At 61.0% G+C, this 17,721-nt stretch carries 12 protein-coding genes and 3 pseudogenes; 11 read left to right on the plus strand and 4 right to left on the minus strand.

Annotation, left to right across the window (positions count from 1 at the left end; translation table 11 throughout):
• Window positions 1–44: 44 nt before the first annotated feature.
• Entirely contained in the window at window positions 45–767 is a 723-nt protein-coding gene (locus JFV26_RS01015; protein ID WP_201188929.1) for a pirin family protein, read from the minus strand.
• Between the two features lie 327 nt (window positions 768–1,094).
• Between JFV26_RS01015 and JFV26_RS01020 the strand changes: the two are divergent.
• Together JFV26_RS01020 and JFV26_RS01025 are read left to right on the plus strand one after the other, a co-directional pair.
• A pseudogene (locus JFV26_RS01020) lies at window positions 1,095–2,044 on the plus strand (GlxA family transcriptional regulator).
• Window positions 2,045–2,231: 187 nt separating this feature from the next.
• The gene (locus tag JFV26_RS01025; protein ID WP_201188931.1) at window positions 2,232–3,710 is read left to right on the plus strand and encodes an ATP-binding protein; all 1,479 of its coding nucleotides are present in this window, start codon (window positions 2,232–2,234) and stop codon (window positions 3,708–3,710) included.
• Here the strand turns inward: JFV26_RS01025 and JFV26_RS01030 are convergent.
• Window positions 3,675–6,512: an ATP-binding protein gene (locus tag JFV26_RS01030; protein ID WP_201188933.1), complete on the minus strand. Its 2,838-nt coding sequence runs from the start codon at window positions 6,510–6,512 to the stop codon at window positions 3,675–3,677. The genes JFV26_RS01025 and JFV26_RS01030 overlap by 36 nt on opposite strands.
• A 319-nt stretch (window positions 6,513–6,831) precedes the next feature.
• Here JFV26_RS01030 and JFV26_RS01035 point away from each other — a divergent pair, with 319 nt between their 5' ends.
• Together JFV26_RS01035 and JFV26_RS01040 are read left to right on the plus strand one after the other, a co-directional pair.
• Entirely contained in the window at window positions 6,832–7,407 is a 576-nt protein-coding gene (locus tag JFV26_RS01035; RefSeq protein WP_201188935.1) for a flavodoxin family protein, read from the plus strand.
• 31 nt (window positions 7,408–7,438) lie between these two features.
• Window positions 7,439–8,263 carry an alpha/beta fold hydrolase gene (locus JFV26_RS01040; RefSeq protein WP_201188936.1) on the plus strand — a complete coding sequence of 275 codons (825 nt, stop codon included), beginning with the start codon at window positions 7,439–7,441 and terminating at the stop codon, window positions 8,261–8,263.
• A gap of 231 nt (window positions 8,264–8,494) precedes the next feature.
• Here the strand turns inward: JFV26_RS01040 and JFV26_RS01045 are convergent, their stop codons facing one another.
• Window positions 8,495–8,956, minus strand: coding sequence for a helix-turn-helix domain-containing protein (locus JFV26_RS01045; RefSeq protein ID WP_201188938.1), 462 nt, complete (start codon window positions 8,954–8,956; stop codon window positions 8,495–8,497).
• Between the two features lie 277 nt (window positions 8,957–9,233).
• On the opposite strand from JFV26_RS01045, the pseudogene JFV26_RS01050 reads away from it, so the two are divergent.
• The 6 genes and pseudogenes from JFV26_RS01050 (at window position 9,234) to ycaC (ending at window position 15,055) form a co-directional block, all read left to right on the plus strand.
• Window positions 9,234–10,216, plus strand: a pseudogene (locus tag JFV26_RS01050) (MBL fold metallo-hydrolase).
• A gap of 71 nt (window positions 10,217–10,287) precedes the next feature.
• Complete coding sequence (locus tag JFV26_RS01055; RefSeq protein WP_201188940.1) at window positions 10,288–11,211, plus strand: LysR family transcriptional regulator; 924 nt, start codon at window positions 10,288–10,290, stop codon at window positions 11,209–11,211.
• 281 nt (window positions 11,212–11,492) lie between these two features.
• Window positions 11,493–11,908 (plus strand): annotated as a pseudogene (locus tag JFV26_RS01060) (DoxX family protein).
• The gene (locus JFV26_RS01065) at window positions 11,901–12,524 is read left to right on the plus strand and encodes an antibiotic biosynthesis monooxygenase (protein WP_201188942.1); all 624 of its coding nucleotides are present in this window, start codon (window positions 11,901–11,903) and stop codon (window positions 12,522–12,524) included. Before JFV26_RS01060 ends, JFV26_RS01065 begins: the two are co-directional and overlap by 8 nt.
• On the plus strand, window positions 12,521–14,359 hold the full coding sequence (locus JFV26_RS01070; protein ID WP_201188944.1) for an amidohydrolase: 1,839 nt from the start codon (window positions 12,521–12,523) through the stop codon (window positions 14,357–14,359). Before JFV26_RS01065 ends, JFV26_RS01070 begins: the two co-directional genes overlap by 4 nt.
• A gap of 69 nt (window positions 14,360–14,428) precedes the next feature.
• A complete protein-coding gene (gene ycaC / locus JFV26_RS01075; RefSeq protein WP_201188946.1) occupies window positions 14,429–15,055 on the plus strand; it encodes an isochorismate family cysteine hydrolase YcaC in 627 nt (208 codons plus the stop codon).
• Window positions 15,056–15,156: 101 nt separating this feature from the next.
• Here ycaC and JFV26_RS01080 read toward each other — a convergent pair whose 3' ends face one another.
• A complete protein-coding gene (locus JFV26_RS01080) occupies window positions 15,157–16,587 on the minus strand; it encodes a mechanosensitive ion channel family protein (RefSeq protein WP_201188948.1) in 1,431 nt (476 codons plus the stop codon).
• A gap of 152 nt (window positions 16,588–16,739) precedes the next feature.
• Between JFV26_RS01080 and JFV26_RS01085 the strand changes: the two genes are divergently transcribed.
• Window positions 16,740–17,636: a LysR family transcriptional regulator gene (locus JFV26_RS01085; RefSeq protein WP_201188950.1), complete on the plus strand. Its 897-nt coding sequence runs from the start codon at window positions 16,740–16,742 to the stop codon at window positions 17,634–17,636.
• The last annotated feature ends 85 nt before the right edge of the window (window positions 17,637–17,721 follow it).

Here is a 17,721-nt window from a genome sequence, read left to right on the forward strand (position 1 = left end):
AGCCTCGCTGGGGCTCGACAGCTGCTACGCAAGGGAAGTGTCTGTCATGGCATTTCCGGCAATTCCTGCGGCCGCAAATCAAACACCAACACTTCGGCATCCACGCCATTGCTCAAGGTCAGCACCTGTTCTTCGCGAACCCGCACGCCGTCGCCTTCCTGCAACTGCACGCCGTTGAGTTCAACATTCCCACGAGCGACATGCACATAGGCATAACGGTTGGTCGCCAATTCCAGGGTCGCGCTTTCCTTGCCGTCGAACAGCCCGGCATACACTCGCGCATCCTGACGCACCGACAGCGAATCCTTGGCCCCGTCCGGGGAGATGATCAGTTGCAGGCGGCCACGTTTTTTCTGGGTACTGAAGTGCTCTTGCTGATAGCGCGGTTTGGCGCCGCTGACCTCAGGAACGATCCAGATTTGCAGAAAATGCACGCCGCGGGTGGCCGAGTGGTTGTACTCGCTGTGCGCCACGCCGCTGCCGGCACTCATCAATTGCACGTCGCCGGGGCGGATCACCGAACCGGTGCCCAGGGTGTCCTTGTGTTCCAGGGCGCCTTCGAGCACATAGGAGAAAATCTCCATGTCCCGGTGCGGGTGCTGGCCAAAGCCTTTGCCGGCTGCCACGCGGTCATCGTTGATCACCAACAGATCGGAAAAACCCTGCTCTTTCGGGTTTCGATAGTTGGCGAAGGAAAAGGTATGGAACGACTTCAACCAACCGTGATTGGCCGCGCCGCGATCCGAGGCTTTGCGAAGGGTCAGCATGATGAAATCTCCTGTCAGGACGTGAATTCGTCCGAGTGAGGAGAAGGTTAATGGTTACTGATCGATGCAATAAGTAGATGAAAATTGAAATACTGTCCCTTTCAGGTTGACAGTTTTGTGCGCGGGATCACGTATGCATATTTGATACAAAGGCCATAATGCACAGCGAACAAAACCTGTGGGAGCGGGCTTGCTCGCGAAGGCGGCATCACATTCAACATTGTGGGTGCCTGATACACCGCTTTCGCGAGCAAGCCCGCTCCCACAGTGGATCGGTGTTTAACCGACGGGCAGTTCTCTTTTTATAACCTCAGTGATGTCCACCCCATGAAAACCGTGGCAATGGTGCTGTTCCCCAACTTTCTCCTGCTCGACATGGCCGGGCCCATGGAGGTGTTTTCCATCGCCAACCGTTATCTGGAACCGGCCGATCACTATGTGTTGTCGATGATCGGCACCGAGCACGGTCCGTTGCGTGCCTCCAATGGCGTCAGCGTCCAGGCCGACCTGCATATCGATCAGGCCTGCGACCGTTACGACTTGCTGCTGGTACCGGGCGGCCCCGGGGCCTACAACGAAAAGCGCGAGCCACTGCTGGCCTGGCTGCGCGGTGCCGTTGCCCGTGCCGAACGTTATGGCTCGATCTGCACTGGCGCGTTCGTGCTCGGGCATGCCGGGTTGCTGGACGGTTTTCGCGTGACCACCCACTGGCACTACACCGAACGGCTGATCAAAGGCTTTCCCAAGGCGACGGTACAGACCGATCAAATCTTCGTTGAGGACCGCAACCTGATCACCTCCGGTGGTGTGACGGCTGGCATCGACCTGGCGTTGGCGGTGGTCGCTCAGGACCACGGCAAAAAAGTCGCCCAGGACGTGGCCAAAGTGCTGCTGGTGGTGATGAAACGCCAGGGCGGGCAGGCGCAGTTCAGTCCGCTGATGGCCGCCGTCGCTCCTCACGAAACGCCGGTGACCCGAGTGCAAAACTACGTGCTCGAACACCTCGACGAAGCCTTCAGCATCGAACGCATGGCGAGTCTGGCGAACATGAGTTCGCGGCACTTCGCCCGGCTGTTTGCCCGGAAGTAAACATGACGCCCATGGCATTCCTGCAAAGTGCGCGCATCGATCGTGCGCGAAATCTGCTGGAAACCAGCGACGCACCGCTCAAGACCGTGGCCTACAAAAGCGGCTTCGGCAGCGTGCGGCACATGCGTTTCCTGTTCAGTGAAAAGCTCGGTTTGACCCCCGCGCAGTACCGCGAACAGTTCAGCTAGAGCGGTTGTGTCCGTTGTGCGCACCGTGATGTCCGTAATGCTCCCGGTATGGTAGTTGTGTGGTCATCGATGCCTGCCAAGATACCCGGGAACTCTTTGCGATGGAGATGCGGGAGCCTGGACGGACGCGCGTGACGGATTTTGCAGCACCTTGGTGCCCGACCAGGTTTTCAGCACGAGAACGTGCATGAACAGCCTCAGAGATTTAACCCGCGATGCGGTGCTGCGGTTCGGCCCCTACGCGTTCCACTTAAACCAACGGCTGATCCTGGAAGGTGATCGGCCGCTGCGCATGGGTGGCCGGGCGCTGGACATTTTGCAGGTGCTGGTCGAGCGCGCCGGCCATGTGGTCAGCAAGGACGAGTTGATCGCCCGGGTCTGGCCGACGTCGGTGGTCGAAGAGATCAACCTGCGCGTGCACATCGCGGCTCTGCGTCGGGCGCTGGGTGATGGCCAGAACGGCGAGCGTTACATCGTCAACATTCCGCAGCGCGGCTACAGCTTCATCGCCCCGGTCGAACGTGTGCCGGAAGGCACGCCGGTGTTCATCGGCAGCCTGCACAAACCACAGCACAACCTGCCGGCACGACTCACCTCGATTACCGGTCGAGATTCTATCGTTGGCAGTGTGGTGCGCCAGTTGCCGGTTCGGCGGTTCATGACCCTGGTCGGTCCGGCCGGGATCGGCAAGACTACGGTGGCCTTGCGCGTGGCTGAGTTGCTGTTGCAGCACTACCGCGATGGCGTCTGGATCATCGACCTGGCGGCTATCGACGACCCGTCGCAGGTGGTCGATCAATTGCTTCAAACCCTGGAACTCGACGCTGGCCTTGCGCCGCTGGCGCCACGGCATGCGTTGCTGGTGCTCGACAACTGTGAACACCTGCTCGAACGCTGTCGCACGTTGGTCGATGATCTGTTGGCCGCCGCGCCGCGTCTGTCGATCCTGGCCACCAGCCGAGAACCGCTGCAGGCACTCGGCGAAACCGTGTCGCGGTTGCCGCCCTTGGTGGTGCCGCCAGCCTCGGCATTGCACAACGTGGCTGAAGCCATGGGCTACTCGGCGGTGCAGCTGTTTGTCAGCCGCGCCCGTGCCCGCCAGCAGGGATTTGCCCTGCGCGAACAAGACCTCAAAGCCGTGCGCGACATCTGTCGGCGGCTCGACGGTTTGCCCCTGGCCATCGAATTGGCCGCCGCGCAGATTGATGCATTGGCGCTGGTCGGGTTGCACGCGCAACTGGACAACTGCTTCCAACTGCTGACCCAGGGCCGGCGCACCGCCGTGCCACGCCATCAGACCCTCAAAGCCGCGCTGGACTGGAGTTACGAACGGCTGAGCCCGCTGGAGCAAACGGTGTGGCAGCGCTTGGCGGTGTTCAAAATGGCCTTCACCCTCGACGCGGTGATTGGCGTGATCAGCTGCGCCTCACTGCCGCCCATGCACCTGTTGGAAGTGGTGGAGCGACTGGCGCGCAAATCGCTGCTGTCGATAGAACAGGGCAGTGGCGTGCCGCGTTATCGCTTCCTTCACACTACCCGTTCTTATGCCCTGGAGAAACTCGAACGCAGCGGCCACCTGCGTGCGCTCGAGCTGAGCCATGCGCACTACATCAGCCACGCACGCTGGATCTCAGGCGTGCAATTGCCCGGCGAGTTCATCGAGTAGGTGCCGGACTTTCGTCAGGTCCGGCGTGGCAAAACCTTCGGTAAATCGTCCATAAATCGGCGCCAGCAACTCATAAGCTCGCAGCGGGTGACCCTGACGCTGCCAAAGCTGCGCCAATGACGTGGCACTGCGCAGCTCCCAAGCCAGCGCACCCTGGTCTTTCGCAACCGCCAACGCCCTCAGCAAAATATCCTCACTCCTGTGGGAGCGAGCCTGCTCGCGATGGCGTCCATCCAGACAAACCAGCTCTGGCGAATTCTCCTGCGCCATCAACGCATCCGCCTGAGCCCGAAGAATCTCCGCCGTGCTCCAACCCGCCGCGCCACTTTCAGCACGCTCCAGCAACCCCCTATCAATAAAACCACCGTCCAGCGTCACCATGATCTCTTTCACCAGCCCGGCACCCGGTTGCGAAGGCCCCTCGGCACCCTCAATCACCTGCGCATACTGCCGGGCCCAGTTATAAAACAGCAGCACCGAATGCTTCTGCGCTTGCTCGCGCAACAGACGCAAGAGATCGCGGGCGGTAGCGGTGTCGCCGTTATAATGGGCGATCAGGCAACCGGACAGCGCCAGGGTGTAGCAGATGGAGGTGCCATGGTTGATCTGGATCGCGATGTCCAGCGCCTGGCGGGCAGTGCGCCAGGCTTGTTCCGGCTGGCCTTGCAGCCAGAGGATCCGCGCCAGAATCGTCAGCGCGGCGACGCTCTGGTCGTACTGCACGCCAAAACAGTGGGTGAAGCGGTTGAGGTGCCCGCTTTGGGCCATGCGCTGGATGACCTGCTCGGCATGCTCCCGCGCTAGCGCTTGATCTCCGGAAAAGTGCAGCGCCAGTACTCGTAAACGGTGGGTGCTCAGCGACAATACTGCATCGCCGTGCAGCCCCAGTCGGTCGAACTGCTGGCTCTGCTCCAGGGCCATCTGGTAGTTGCCGCAACAGAGATTGACCGCCATGTGCCCGGACACCGCCCGCAACTGCCCGGCAACGTCATTGCAACGTTCAGCGAGGGTTCTGGCGCTGACGAAGGCGTCGACGGTTTCGGCAGTGCCGCCCTGGGCGTGATAGCAGGAACTGCCGAGGGCGAGCTTCAGGGCGATGGTCAGGCGAGGGCAGGGCTCGGCGGCGGCATCGACCAGCGCCAAGGCCCGGCGCACGTACACGCCATGCTCCTTGAGCAGCGACAGTTCCTGCCACAGCGGCATCGAACTGGCGGTCAAGCGGATCGCCAGCATCTGCGGACCGTTCGCGTGCAATCCCCATTCGAGGGCGGCGCGGATGTCCTCCAGGCTCCGTGCATAGCGCTCGATCCACAGGTGCGTGGGCGTTTGCTCCCAGACGTCCCGGGCCTGTTGCATCAAGGCCAGGCAGCGCTCGGCATGTCGTTGGCGGGTGTCCGACACTTCGGCGGCCAGGTGAAGTTTTTCCAGGGCATAGCTGCGGGTGGTGTCGAGCAGGCGATAGAACACCTCTTCATCACCGACTTCCACGTTCAACAACGACTTGGCTACCAGTTGCGTGATCGAGGCAAGTACCGCGTTGGGTTCGATGTGTTCGCCGACGATCACCGCCGCTGCAGATTCCAGCGTGAAGCCGCCCCGGAACAGCCCTAGTCGGCGCAGGCACGTCTGCTCGCAAGCACTGAGTAGTTCGAAGCTCCAGTCCAGCGTCGCGCGCAAGGTTTGATGGCGGCCCAACGTCGTCCGGGAGCCTTGGGTCAGCAGGCGAAAACTGCCTTGCAGTTGCGTCAGCAAGCCGTCGATGCCGAGGTCGGCGACTTGCGCGGCCGCCAGTTCGATGGCCAGCGGAATACCGTCCAGACGCTGGCAAATTTCAATCGCCAAGGGCAGCTCTTCATCGCTCAGCTCGAAACTGTCCTGGCTGGCCATCGCCCGCTCGACGAACAGTTGCAGGGCAGAAAAACTCAGGGCCTGGGCGCGGTCGAGCACGGCGATGGGCGGCGGGCAATCCAGCGATTCCAGGCGTTGCACGTACTCGCCTTCAGCCCGCAGGCTCTCGCGACTGGTGGCCAGAATGTGTACCTGCGGCGCACTGCGCAGAATGTCTTCGCACAGCAGCGCAATTGCATCGATCAGGTGTTCGCAGTTGTCGATCACCAGCAGCATCTGACGTTCACGCAGGAAGGCCGCCAGGCCGTTCATCGGCTCGCTGTCGTGCAGCGCCAGGTCCAGCAGCGTTGCCAGATGCGCAGTGATCATCGCCGGATCGTTGAGTGGCGCGAGGTCCAGCAAGCGGATGCCGTCGCGGTAATGATCGATCAGTTGTTCGGCCACCCGCAGGGCCACGGTGGTCTTGCCGATACCGCCGGGGCCGACCAGGGTGATGAAGCGCTGGCGGGCCAGATGTGTCACCACGCTGTCCACCAGGTGCTGACGCCCGATCAGTCGGGTGCGACGCACCGGCAGGTTATGTCGGCGCGGCTTGTGGACCTCGTTGTCGGGATGCTGCTCGATAGACGCCAGCGAGAACGGCGCAACAAAACTGTAACCGCGCTGAGCCACCGTGACGATGTAGCGCTGGCCGGCCTGACCGTCGCCCAGCGCCTTGCGCAATGCCGCCATGTGCACTCGCAAATTGATGTCTTCGACGACGCTTTTGGGCCACACCTGCGCGATCAATTGCTGCTTGCTGACCACATTCCCGGCGTGCTCCAGCAGGATCAGCAGAATGTCCATGGCACGCCGACCCAGGCGCAAAGGCTGGTCGCCTTCCAGCACCAGGCGTTGTCCCGGGTAGATCCGGTAAGGGCCGAAATGCAGGGCCTGATCGGGGGAAGGGGTCAACGGGTCACTCCTGCTTGCATCCGTCTGGTACGCGGTCTCCGAGCATACTCCTCAGGATTGTCCGGCAGTGCAATGAGGGCTCGACTGACTGTCAGGTGTTCGCCGCGACTGTCGCGATCCCGGCACCGCTCGCCACTTCGTATTTATTGGGCGCGAGTGTGACAAAAAAGGCGGTGGGACATCAGGCGCGGTTTTGAAAATTAACAACGTTTAACTCGTCGAGCGTCAGGTCTACGCCCAAAACTCTAGGGCTTCAAGTTCTACGAAGGCCTTTGTCTTCGCGCTGTAAAAGGAATGGACACTTCTGGAGGATGCCGGAATGAGCGATGTGGTGGTGGTCTATCACAGTGGCTATGGGCACACCCGCGTCATGGCCGAAGCCGTGGCTCTGGGCGTGGAACGGCACGTGGGCAGCACCTGTCGGCTGATTTCGGTGGAAGACGTGGACACGCAGTGGGACCACCTGCACCGGGCCGATGCGATCATCTTTGGCGCCCCGACCTACATGGGCAGCGCCTCGGCGTCGTTCAAGGGCTTCATGGAGGCCACTTCGGCGTTCTATCTGGGCCAGCCCTGGCGCGACAAGCTCGCTGCCGGGTTCACCAATTCCGGCTGCCTGTGCGGCGACAAACTCAACACCTTGCTGCAGATGGCGGTGTTCGCTGCCCAGCATTCGATGATCTGGGTCGGCCTCGACGTGCTGCCGGCGCGTAGCAGCACCGGGCTGTTCGACGGGCAACTCAATCGCCTGGGCAGCTCGCTGGGCGCCATGGCCCAGTCGAATGTCGAACAGTCCCCCGACGATGCGCCACCGCCCGAAGATCGCTGCACCGCCGCGCACTTGGGCGAGCGGGTCGCGCGGCTGGCCGAACGTCTGCATCACTCACCGATTTGATCCCCCAAACACCCCCAAAGGAGTACGCCTCATGAGCACATTCACCACCCGCGACGGTACCGAGATTTACTACAAGGACTGGGGCACCGGTCAGCCGGTCGTCTTCAGCCATGGCTGGCCGCTGAACGCCGACAGCTGGGAATCGCAGATGATCTTTCTGGCGTCCAAAGGCTATCGGGTCATCGCCCACGACCGTCGTGGCCATGGCCGCTCCAGCCAACCGTGGACCGGCAACGACATGGACACCTATGCCGACGACCTGGCGCAACTGATCGAACGGCTGGACCTGAAAAACGCCGTGCTGTTTGGCTTCTCCACCGGCGGCGGTGAAGTGGCCCGCTACATCGGTCGTCACGGCACTGGTCGGGTCGCAAAAGCCGGGCTGATTTCCTCGGTGCCGCCGCTGATGCTCAAGACCGAAGCCAATCCCGGCGGCCTGCCTATCGAAGTGTTTGATGGCATTCGTCAGGCCTCGCTGGTCGACCGTTCGCAGCTCTACAAAGACCTCGCCGCCGGTCCGTTCTTCGGCTTCAACAAACCGGACGCCACGTCATCCCAGGGCATGATCGACTGGTTCTGGCTGCAAGGCATGACCTCCGGCCACAAGAACGCCTATGACTGCATCAAGGCCTTCTCGGAAACCGACTTCACCGAAGACCTGAAGAAGTTCGACGTACCGACACTGGTGGTGCACGGCGATGCGGATCAGGTGGTGCCGATTGAGGCGGCGGGGATTGCCTCGGCCCGGCTGGTCAAGGGCTCGACGCTGAAGGTTTATCCGGGTGCGCCGCATGGCTTGACCGATACCCACAAGGACCAGCTCAACGAAGATCTGTTGGCGTTCCTGAAAGGCTGAAGATCAAAAGATCGCAGGCTTCGCCAGCTCCTACAGGGTTGTGCACCTACCTGCAGGAGCACGGCTTGCCGGCGATGGCGTCCTTGAGATCGCCTCAAAGCCTGATCAAGCGAAATACAAACGGTGGGAGCGAGCCTGCTCGCGATAGCGGTGTGTCGGTCAACCAATGTGTTGAATATACGCCGCCATCGCGAGCAGGCTCGCTCCCACAAGTAACTGTGTTCACTGGACTTACGGATGTACGCATAACCCTGTAGGCGCTGGCAAAGGCTGCGATCTTTTACGGTTAAACTCAGGGGCGCGCACCACCTGACACCGCCACGAAAACGGCGTGATGCCTTCGCTGCGGGTGAAAATGTGGCAGAAGTGCGCTTGATCGCAGAAGCCACAGTCCAGGCTGATTTGCGTCAGGGTCAGGTCGGTGTCCTGGATCAATTGCTTGGCTTTCGCGATGCGCTGGCCGCGAATCCAGTCCTGCGGCGAGAGGCCCGTGCTGCACTTGAACGCCCGGGAAAAATGGCTGCGTGACAGCGCGCAGGCCTTGGCCAGTTCAGTCACTTCCAGGGTATCGCTCAGGCCTTCGAGAATCAGTTGCTTGACCAGGTTTTCGCGCCAGGGGGCGAGGCCGCCGGTGGTGGTTTTTGGCGCTGGCGTGGCGGGCGCCCTGACGGCGTTGAACTGAACGTGGGCCATGACAAATGTCCGTGTCGGTGGGAATGCGCGGGCGCACTGCACGCAGGATCAACATCTTCCTTTTTCAGGAACGCAGGTCCGTGCAGAGGACTTCATTTTTGGTCGCGGGGCGTTGGCAGGCGAGTTAAACGTTGTTAATTCCATGCCCGGTTCGGGATGGAGAAACCGCGCTAACTCAGCACATCGTTGCAAGTGTGCGCAGGTTGGGTCGGTGCAAGATGGGGCACGTATGGCGCGCCTTCGCAGGTCGCTTTCCTTGAAGACAAAAGGTGAAGGCATGAAGCATTCTCTGGTTTGCACACTGGGCCTGGCGGTTGCGCTGGCGTCCGGTATTTCCATGGCGGCGGCACCGGCTCAGGTCGGCACTCAAGCGCCGGGTTACTTCCGCCTGGCCGTGGGCGATTACGAAGTCAGCGCACTGTTCGACGGCTACAACGACCTGTCGCCGAGACTGCTCAAGGGCCTGACCCAAAGTCAAATCCGCGCACTGTTGGCCCGTCGCTCGATTGAAACGCCCGGCGTGCAAACAGCGTTCAACGCCTTTCTGATCAATACCGGCAAGCAACTGATCCTGGTCGACACCGGGGCAGGGCAGTGCATCGGCGCCACGGCCGGCATGCTCTCGGACAATATGAAAGCCGCCGGTTATCAGCCGGATCAGGTCGACACGATCCTGTTGACGCACCTGCACCTGGACCACGTGTGTGGACTGGTCGATGGCCAGCAGAAACCGGTCTTCGCCAACGCCACGGTCTACGCGGCCAAGGCTGAAGCTGATTATTGGCTCGACCCGCAAGCCATCGCCAAAGCACCCGAAGGCGCCAAGCCGTATTTCAAAATCGCCCAGGATTCGACCGCTCCGTACGTCGCGGCGGGCCGCTTTAAAACCTTTGACGCCGGCCAGTCACCGGTGCCGGGTGTCGAGGCCACGCTGGAAGCCGGGCACACGCCGGGCAGCACCACCTACCGCTTCACCTCCAACGGCCAGAGCATTTTGTTCATGGGCGATTTGGTGCATAACCTGGCGGTGCAATTCCTCCATCCTGAAGTGTCGATCGGTTTCGACGTCAACAGTCAGCAGGCGATCAAGAGTCGCGAGCTGGTCTTCACCGATGCAGCGACCAGCAAGACTTGGGTCACGGCCGCACACTTGCCGTTCCCGGCATCGGCCATATCGCCGCCGAGGGCAAGCATTTCCAATGGGTGCCTGTGGAGTACGGCCCTTACAAACGAGCGGCCAAAGTGCCGTTGATCGAGTAAAGTCCAGGGCTAACACAAACTCTGTGGCATTCACCACCTGGCGTTGGTGTAAACACAAGGAATCCATGCTGATGAACCGTAACGATCTGCGTCGCGTCGACATGAACCTGCTGGTGATTTTCGAAGCCCTGATGTTCGAAAAGAACCTGACCCGGGTCGCCGAAAAACTCTTTATGGGCCAACCGGCGGTGAGTGCGGCGCTGGGGCGTTTGCGTGATCTGTTTGACGACCCGTTGCTGTTGCGCAACGGTCGCGGCATGGAACCGACGGCGCGGGCGCTGGCGATTCTCAAGGAGCTGCAACCGGCGATGGACGTGATCTCCGGCGCGGTCAGCCGCGCCAAGGAATTCGAGCCGGCCAGCAGTTGTGACGTGTTTCGCATCGGGCTGTCGGACGATGCCGAGTTTGGGTTGTTTCCACCGTTGTTGAGCCAACTGCGGGAAGAGGCTCCGGGCATAATCGTCGTGGTTCGGCGGGCCAACTACCTGCTGATGCCAGCATTGCTGGCGTCCGGGGAAATCTCGGTCGGCGTCAGCTACACCACCGATTTGCCGGCCAACGCCAAGCGCAAAAAACTGCGGGACATCCCCTGCAAAGTCCTGCGCGGGGACAAGCGCCCGGGCTCTCTGACGCTGGACGAGTACTGCGAACGGCCGCATGCGATGGTGTCGTTTTCTGGCGACTTGAGCGGCAATATTGATCTCGATCTGGCCAAAATCGGTCGCAGTCGCCGCGTGGTATTGGGTGTTCCGCAATTCAGTGGTTTGCGGGCGTTACTGGCCGGGACCGAAATGATCGCCACCGTGCCCGATTACGCCGCGTGCGCCTTGGTCGAAGGCTGTGCCCTGCGCGCCGAAGACCCACCGTTTTCCATCGAAGCCGCGCAGTTGTCGATGGCCTGGAGCGGCGTGCACGACAACGACCCGGCAGAGAAATGGTTACGCTCGCGGATCAGCCAGTTCATGTCCGAACCCCTCAACAACCCTACCCCATAATCCCTGCCAAACACCGATCAAATGTGGGAGATGGGCTCGGTTACCAACCAGGCAACGCGGTCAATGTAGGAGCTGCAAGGCTGCGATCTTTTGACCTTCAGTAAAGTCAGCACCTTCGAACATCAAGATCAAAAGATCGCAGCCTTCGGCAGCTCCTACTGGGGGCTGCGTCGAGGGCAAAAAGAGCACGTATATCCAATTTTTCCCCACCTGACCCCGGCACTATCAGATCAAGTGCCGGCGAAGCCATGCCGGTGATTTTTCAATGGAGCAGGTAGGCCATGAACGCAGCGGGATGGGATGAACGGGCTCGGAACTTCGGGCTGCTTTTTTGCGGGGCAGCGGCGGATTGTTTCTGTTGTGGGTGCATGGCTTGCCCAAGTTGCTGGACTACAGCGCGCAACTGCAACAGATCGAAGACCCGTTTCACCTGGGCGCGAACGTCACGCTGATCCTGGCGATTTTCGCCGAGGTGCTGTGCCCGCTGCTGATCGTCGCCGGGGTGCTGGTGCGTTTGGCGTGCTTGCCTATTCTGTGTGTGCTGTTGGTGGCGCTGTTGATTGTGCATCCGCAATGGAGCCTGTTCGAAGGGCAGTTCGGCTGGCTGCTGCTGATTGTGTTCACCAGCATCCTTATCGCCGGGCCGGGACGGCTGGCGCTCAATGATCGTTTTGCCGGAGTCTTTCGTTATGCCTGATGCCAACCGTGCCGACGCTGCAAAGCCGGGTTTCGAGGAAGTCGTGACCCTGATCGTCAAGCACCGGGTCAAGGCCGGTTTCGAGGCGCCTTACGAAGCCTGGCTGCGCAACATTGTCAGCATCGCCGGGCGGCGAGAAGGGCACTTGGGCGTGGACGTGGTGCGCGGCAAGAACGCCGGCCTCGACACCTACACCTGCGTGTTGCGCTTTTGCTCCACCGAAGCGATGCAACTGTGGCTCGATTCGCCGCAACGCCTGGAATTGGTCAACGAAGCCACACCGATGCTGGCCGACGGCGACCAGACTGAGGTCAACCCGGTCAACGAGTTCTGGTTTTCGCCACTGGCCGACGCCGCTTCGCCACCGCCGCGCTGGAAGCAAGCGGTGGTCACCTTGTTGGTGATTTTGCCGCACACCTTGCTGGTGCCGCTGATGTGGGGGCCGCTGCTCAAGCTCAACGCCTTCCTGTCCAACTACGTGGTTGCCACTTTTCTGATCACCGTGACCATCGTGGTTTCGGTGGTGTACCTGTTCATGCCGAGGGCGACACGCCTGTTCGCGCCATGGCTGACAGCCGACACGTCACATTCCACTCTGCCTGAGGAACCGCTATGAACGCCGATCTGATTTTATTCAATGGCCAATTCCACACCGTCGACCGCGAAAAGCCGTTGGCCAGCGCGGTGGCAATCAAGGACGGGCGCTTTGTCGCGGTCGGTAATGACGGCGAAGCCATGGCCCTGCGCGGTTCCGGCACCCAGGTCATCGACCTCAAGGGCCGCTGCGTGATCCCCGGCCTCAACGACTCGCACTTGCACCTGATCCGTGGTGGCTTGAACTACAACCTCGAACTGCGCTGGGAAGGCGTGCCTTCGCTGGTCGATGCCTTGCGCATGCTCAAGGATCAGGCCGACCGCACGCCGACGCCGCAATGGGTGCGGGTGGTCGGTGGCTGGAACGAATTCCAGTTCGCCGAAAAACGCATGCCGACCCTGGAAGAACTGAACCAGGCCGCGCCGGACACCCCGGTGTTTGTGCTGCACCTCTACGACCGCGCCTTGCTCAACCGTGCTGCATTGCGCGTTGCCGGATACACCCGCGACACGCCGAACCCGCCGGGCGGCGAAATTGTCCGTGATGCCAACGGCAACCCGACCGGCATGCTGGTGGCACGCCCGAACGCGATGATTCTCTACTCGACGCTGGCCAAAGGGCCGAAGTTGCCGCTGGAATATCAGGTCAACTCGACCCGCCAATTCATGCGTGAACTCAATCGCCTCGGCCTGACCAGCGCCATCGATGCCGGCGGTGGTTTCCAGAATTACCCGGACGATTACCAGGTGATCGAGCAGTTGAACAAGGACCGGCAACTGACGATCCGTATCGCCTACAACCTGTTCACCCAAAAGCCCAAGGAAGAGCTCAGTGATTTCAAAAACTGGACGTCGAGCGTGACCCTGCACCAGGGCGACGACTACCTGCGGCATAACGGCGCCGGGGAAATGCTGGTGTTCTCGGCGGCCGATTTCGAGGACTTCCTCGAGCCGCGCCCGGACCTGCCGCACACCATGGAAGACGAGCTGGAGCCAGTGGTTCGTCATTTGGTGGAACAGCGTTGGCCGTTCCGTTTGCATGCGACCTACAACGAATCCATCAGCCGCATGCTCGACGTGTTCGAGAAGGTTAACCGTGACATTCCGTTTAACGGTTTGCCGTGGTTCTTCGATCACGCCGAAACCATCACCCCGCAAAACATCGAGCGGGTGAGGGCGCTGGGTGGCGGCATTGCGATTCAGGACCGGATGGCGTTCCAGGGCGAATATTTTGTCGAGCGTTACGGCGCCAAAGCCGCCGAAGCCACGCCGCCGATCAAGCGCATGTTGGCCGAAGGCCTACCGGTCGGCGCCGGCACTGACGCCACGCGGGTATCGAGCTACAACCCCTGGACTTCGTTGTACTGGATGGTCAGCGGTCGCACCGTTGGCGGTTTGGAACTGCACACCGAAGGCCTTTCGCGGCTGACCGCGCTGGAGCTGTTCACCCACGGCAGCGCCTGGTTCTCTTCCGAGCAGGGCAAGAAAGGCCAGATCAAGGTCGGCCAATTGGCAGACGTCGCGGCCCTGAGTGCCGACTTCTTCAGCGTCGATGAAGAAGCGATCAAGTGGATCGAGTCCGTGTTGACCGTGGTTGGCGGCAAAGTGGTGTACGCCGCTGGCGACTTCGAAAAACTTGGCCCGGCCAGCGTGCCGGTGCTGCCGGACTGGTCGCCGGTGGTGAAAGTTCCGGGTCACTGGCGCCCGACCTCGCCGATGCAGGCTCAGGCTCACCATTGCAGTGGGCCGTGCGGCGTGCATTCCCACAGCCATGAAAAGGCGCGCTTGTCGAATGCGCCGGTCAGCGATTTCGCGGGTTTCTGGGGCGCCTTTGGTTGCTCGTGCTTTGCCTTCTGACGAACATAAAAAAGCGCCGGCCCAACGTGCCGGCGCCATAAGCACCCTCCCACTACCGAGGAGTTTCATATGAGCAACGTTCCGTACAAACGTCTGAACAAAGATGACGCGGTGGTCTTGCTGGTCGACCACCAGACTGGCCTGATTTCGCTGGTGCAGGATTTCTCGCCCAACGAATTCAAGAACAATGTGCTGGCCCTTGGGGATCTCGCCAAGTTCTTCAAACTGCCGACCATCCTCACCACCAGCTTCGAAAGTGGCCCGAACGGCCCGATGGTGCCGGAGCTCAAAGAACTGTTCCCGGACGCGCCGTACATCCCGCGTCCAGGCCAGATCAACGCCTGGGATAACGAAGACTTTGTCAAAGCCGTCAAAGCCACTGGCCGCAAGCAATTGATCATTGCGGGTGTGGTGACGGATGTGTGCGTGACGTTCCCAACGTTGTCGGCGCTGGCTGAAGGATTTGAAGTGTTTGTGGTGACTGACGCCTCAGGCACTTTCAATGAAACCGTACAACAAGCCGCCTGGGCGCGCATGTCGGCGGCCGGTGCACAACTGGTCAACTGGTTCTCGGTAGCCTGCGAGCTGCAAGGCGACTGGCGCAACGACATGGAAGGCCTGGCGAACCTGCTGTCGCCGCGCATTCCGAACTATCGCAACCTGATGAACAGCTATTCGGTGTTGACCTCGAAATAAGCAACACACCTCCCTGTAGGAGCTGCCGAAGGCTGCGATCTTTTGACCTTGCTTTTATTAAGATCAAAAGATCGCAGCCTTCGGCAGCTCCTACAGGGGCCTTATCCGCGCTTCTGCAACCACCCCAGAAATCCTCCTTTCTTGATCGGCACGGGGTTGGCCATCAACGCCAGCCGACTGTTCTGCTGCCGAACCGCCTGCAACTTGTTCAACGCCTGTCCAACCTCGCCTCGCTGCTCCACGCAATGGCGGGTCAGGGCTTTGTCGATTCGATAAATGATGCTCGACGTCAACGCCGTGAAGCAGGCCTGGGACGGTGTGTCGGTGAGGATGCTCTGTTCGCCCATGACTTCGCTCGGCCCCATGCGCCCGGCTTCGGTTTGCCCGGTGCCGTCGGGCACGGTGGCGCTGACCACACCGGTGGCGATGACGAACAAACTGTCCGGAACTTCATTCAGGTCCAGCACCACCTGACCCGCCGCGTACTGTTGTGGGACCATCGATTGGGCCAGTCGATCACGTTCGTCCTCGCTCAGGGAACGGAAAATTTTCACTTCATCCAGTAACGCCCGCGCCCGGGTCGACGGCTCGATCACACCATCGAGCTGCCGGGAAATACCCGCCGCTTCCAGATGCCGATGGGCCAGGTCAAACAGTTGATTACGCACCTCGCCTTTCTTGCCCAACTCGGCGATAAATCCGCTGGCAACGTACTCGGACATGGTTTCGCCGGCCTCTTTCAGCAGCGCTTTCGGCGCCGGGTTGAGCAGTAACGTGCTGCTGCCCTGAAGCGTGCGATCCAGCGCATCCAGCACCCGACGCGGACGAATATGGTTAGGCACTTGAATGCTGATCGACACACCGTGCATGTTGCTCGGGCGGCTCAGGTTGACGATTTTCGCCTTGGCCGCCACTGAGTTCGGCACCACCGCCGTGGTGCCGGCGCTGGTGAGCAAATGGGTGGCGCGCCAGTCGATGTCGAGCACTTTGCCTTCAACGCCGTCGATCACCACAAAGTCATCCACCTGATATGGCTTGGTGGTGTTCAGCACGATCCCGGAAAACACGTCGCTCAATGTGCTCTGCAGCGCCAAACCGACCACAATCGCGACCACCCCGGACGTCGCCAGCAAGCCTTTGACCGGCAGCTCCAATACATAACCGGCCGCCGCGACGATGGCCACCAGAAATACCAATGCACCGATGACATCCTGCAGCAGCCGCCCGCTGTGGCCGATACGGCGCATCAGCACCAGGCCGATGACTTCGGTGAGCACCCGCGCGGCGTACAGCCACCAGAGAATCCCCAGCGCCGTGGCCCCGAGTTGCGCCACGCGGTCGTCGGCGAACAACGGTGCCTGTAATGGGCTTACGCCGGTGTTGATGATGATTGCGCTGAAAATCAGGAACAGCGCCAGGCGCAGGCCGATGCGGGTGACGCGGTGCCGGATCGGCGCGACGTGCCAGAGCAGGGCGTCAAACACCAACAGCAGGGCGCTCCAGGACAGGGGATGATCGTAGATGAAGGACATGGACGAACTCCGGGAGGGGGAGCCGGATTGTTTGCCGGGTGATGAATGTGGCGCGGGAGCTTGCTCGCGCAGCACTATGGACACAGATTAATGGGGTGCCATAAACGGAAAAAGCGGCTATAAAGTGTTTGACTGTCAACCAGGGCGTGACAATGAACCCGTTTGAAGATATGCGTATTTTTTGCCAGGTGATGGACTCCGGCAGCTTCACCGCCGCTGCCGATCAACTGGGCCTGTCCAAGCAATTCGTCAGCCGTCGATTGATGCAACTGGAGGAACGCTTGGGCGTTCGCCTGCTCAACCGTTCGACCCGGCGGCTGGACGTTACGCCACTGGGCCAGAGTTATTACGAATCAGCCTTGCGCCTGCTCAGCGAAGTCGAGCAGGTGGAGCAGGGCATCGCCGGCCAGACCACCGAGCCGCGGGGCACCATTCGCCTGAGCGCGCCGTTGTCGTTTGCATTGGCGCATCTGGGCCGTCTGCTGCCAGTGTTTTTGCAGCGCTATCGCGACGTCACCGTGGAGGTGGACTTGAGCGATCGGCCGGTGGACTTGCTCGGTGAGGGTTATGACCTGGCACTGCGCATTGGCGTGCTGGAAGACTCGACCCTGATTGCCCGGCGCATCGCCTCGATTCAGCGGGTGTACTGCGCCAGCCCGGCTTACTTGGCCGAACGCGGCACGCCGGCCAAACCCGAAGACCTGCTCAACCACGACTGCCTGCCGTATGGCCACGGTCGTCAGGTGCAATGGCGGTTTGAAGGGCAGGGCAAGCCGCTGACGGTCAACGTCACCGGGCGGATGCGGGTTAACAACGGCGAGTTGCTCAAGGATGCGGCGATTGCCGGGATGGGGATTACCTATCTGCCGACGTTCATTGTCGGCGCAGCGCTGAAGGATGGACGGTTGGTGCCGGTGCTGGAGGATTTCCGGCCGCAGCCGCTGACGTTGTCGGCGGTGTACCCGCAGCATCGCCAAGGGTCGCGGCCGGTGCAGGCGTTTATCGAGTTTTTGCGCGAGCGGCTGGATCAGCCTGAGGGTGAGTTATAGATCGCTGGTCCGCTCGGTAGCGGCTAAATAGGATCATTGGCCCGTCAATCACGATTATTGCGACCTACACTCCCCTCCAGGGCGC

The sequence above is a fragment of the Pseudomonas sp. TH31 genome (assembly GCF_016650815.1).
Classification (GTDB): Bacteria; Pseudomonadota; Gammaproteobacteria; order Pseudomonadales; family Pseudomonadaceae; genus Aquipseudomonas.